4 protein-coding genes are annotated in these 1,982 nt (G+C 62.0%); all 4 read right to left on the minus strand.

Annotated features, from left to right (window positions below):
• Window positions 1-100: DUF3072 domain-containing protein (locus NKJ17_RS33760; RefSeq protein WP_352692031.1), on the minus strand; the 100-nt coding region annotated here is incomplete at its 3' end.
• Window positions 101-424: 324 nt separating this feature from the next.
• Window positions 425-793: a hypothetical protein gene (locus tag NKJ17_RS33765; RefSeq protein ID WP_352692029.1), complete on the minus strand. Its 369-nt coding sequence runs from the start codon at window positions 791-793 to the stop codon at window positions 425-427.
• Window positions 794-847: 54 nt separating this feature from the next.
• Window positions 848-1,261, minus strand: coding sequence for a curlin (locus NKJ17_RS33770; protein WP_352692033.1), 414 nt, complete (start codon window positions 1,259-1,261; stop codon window positions 848-850).
• A 168-nt stretch (window positions 1,262-1,429) separates the two neighbouring features.
• Window positions 1,430-1,831, minus strand: a complete 402-nt coding sequence (gene csgH / locus NKJ17_RS33775) for a curli-like amyloid fiber formation chaperone CsgH (protein ID WP_352692030.1) — start codon at window positions 1,829-1,831, stop codon at window positions 1,430-1,432.
• Window positions 1,832-1,982 lie beyond the last annotated feature (151 nt).

Here is a 1,982-nt window from a genome sequence, read left to right on the forward strand (position 1 = left end):
CTTGTGCGGGGGTCATTGGATCATCTCCGCTGACCCAATCTTCCGGGTCCTTTTCGACATTTGCCGACGCCTCGATTTTTGGGTTATTAGGGTTAACCACAGCTCATCTCCCCTTACCGACTAGCACGATGAGGCTGATTACGATTTGTTCCCGGCTTCGCGAAACGGGAGATCTCGCAGAGGAAACGCGAGGGAAGTGATCCGCGCCCTCTGAGCACGATCCTGTTACAATACCCCATGGCCGTCCGAATAGCGGTTGTTTTAGCGCTTCTTTTCGCCTTCGCCTACGGTTTCGCAAAACTCGTGAAACACTATGGCGGCGTTGGCGACCGGCCCTCTCCGTGTGAAAACGTGCCACATCCTGATTGTCCTGATCCAAGCGCGCCTCCTCAGAAAGAAATTAAGCCTTGAGCTCGCGCGCGTTTCAGCGGGCAAATCGACACGGCTCTGCCAAACACCGTTGAGGCTTATGAGATGCCGGACCGTCCGTGACGCGGTTGGCCGCGGCAAGACCGATGCGGGCGCGGCAGTGGTCTTTCTCCTCAATGGCCAGCGCCAAGGCCTCCTCATGGGCCGCACGCGCGTCGGCGATAAGACCTGGATTGTGCTGAATGTCGCCGCTGGCGCAATAAAGACCGGGTTCCATTCTTGCGTTGCTCTTCACAGCCAGTCCCTGCCCGATCAATTCCAGGGCCCCGTCGTAGTGGTAGGCGCTGGCCTCGCGATATGCGGCGTCGAGGTAGGCTTGCGCAGCGCCGACATCTTCGGCTCTGCCGAGATGTTCGGCCCGCATGATTGGGTCGCGCGCAAGGGGATCGAGTCCCGCTCGCGCCCCGATTATCGGCCGTTACCAGCCGTAGCTGAAGATGGCGCCGCCACCACCGTCGCCGTTCTGCACGACATGGGCCTCGGTGTTCCTTCCGAACTGGAAAATACCGTAGGCGTTGTCGTTGCCGTTCTGCCTCAGGATGGCGGAATGGCCGTTGCCCTCCTGATGGATGATGCCCAGATTGCCGCGGCCGTTCTGGCCGATGCCAGCAGCGTTACCGTGTCCGGACTGACGGATTCTGGCGCCGTGCAGGCCGCGATACTTTGAATAGACGCGCAGGCCGGTCGCCAGGGCGCCGGCGTCGCGGGCGTTGGCAGGGGCAAATGTCACCGACACCCAGCCTCCTGCGTAGGCCGGTGCGGACAGCGCCACCTGGCCGATGCTGCCGGCAACGAGAGCCGCAGTAAGGGTTATGAACATATTGCGGGTCATCTTGGTCTTCATTTCCGGCTGCCTCAGCCTATGGCCAACCTTCCAATATTGCGGCTGAACCATCCCGGAACCCGTCGTTCAGCTGTCGTTCAGTCATTTTTCCCTGATCGGCACACATAGAAAAGGGCGCCGAACGCCGACGCGCTTTTCGTAGACTGGCCGGTGCGATCAGGTCGCGCCGCCTACCCGCGCGGCGCAGCCGATGCTCTTGCCATCGACCGCAACTTCGAGCTTGGCGTCGTAAACGGCGCCCTTCGCGTCGAGCGTGACAGCGCCGAGCGTAGCTGGCTTGCCGGGCGCGGCGCTGAAGGCGCCGCCCTGCTCGATGCTGGTGCCGCCGATGCGACCAGTGCTTTCGACATGGAAGGAATAGGTGCCACTCACGTTTCTGTCGGCATAGGCAAGTGCCTCAAGCGAGACCATGCCCCCTTCCGGCGTGGCGCGGATCTCGCAGCGCACCGGCCCAACGGACTGGTCGGCGGTGGCCATGGTCGCCAGCGCGCCGGCCGGGACCAGGACCAGGGCGAGTGCCGCCATGACGCGGCGGAAATGCTTGACGATGCGGGGCATGGTTCGTCTCCTTGGCGTGGCTAGCGGCGGCCCCGGAATATTTACCCGGCCGCCGGGCCGGTGGCGTGTTTATTGGGAGGCCCAGTATAGTATAAACAAATCCGAACCCACGAGACAAAAAGCAAACGGGTTTTGCGGGATGGGGGTGTAA

The sequence above is a fragment of the Mesorhizobium sp. M0208 genome (assembly GCF_040322015.1).
Classification (GTDB): domain Bacteria; phylum Pseudomonadota; class Alphaproteobacteria; order Rhizobiales; family Rhizobiaceae; genus Mesorhizobium.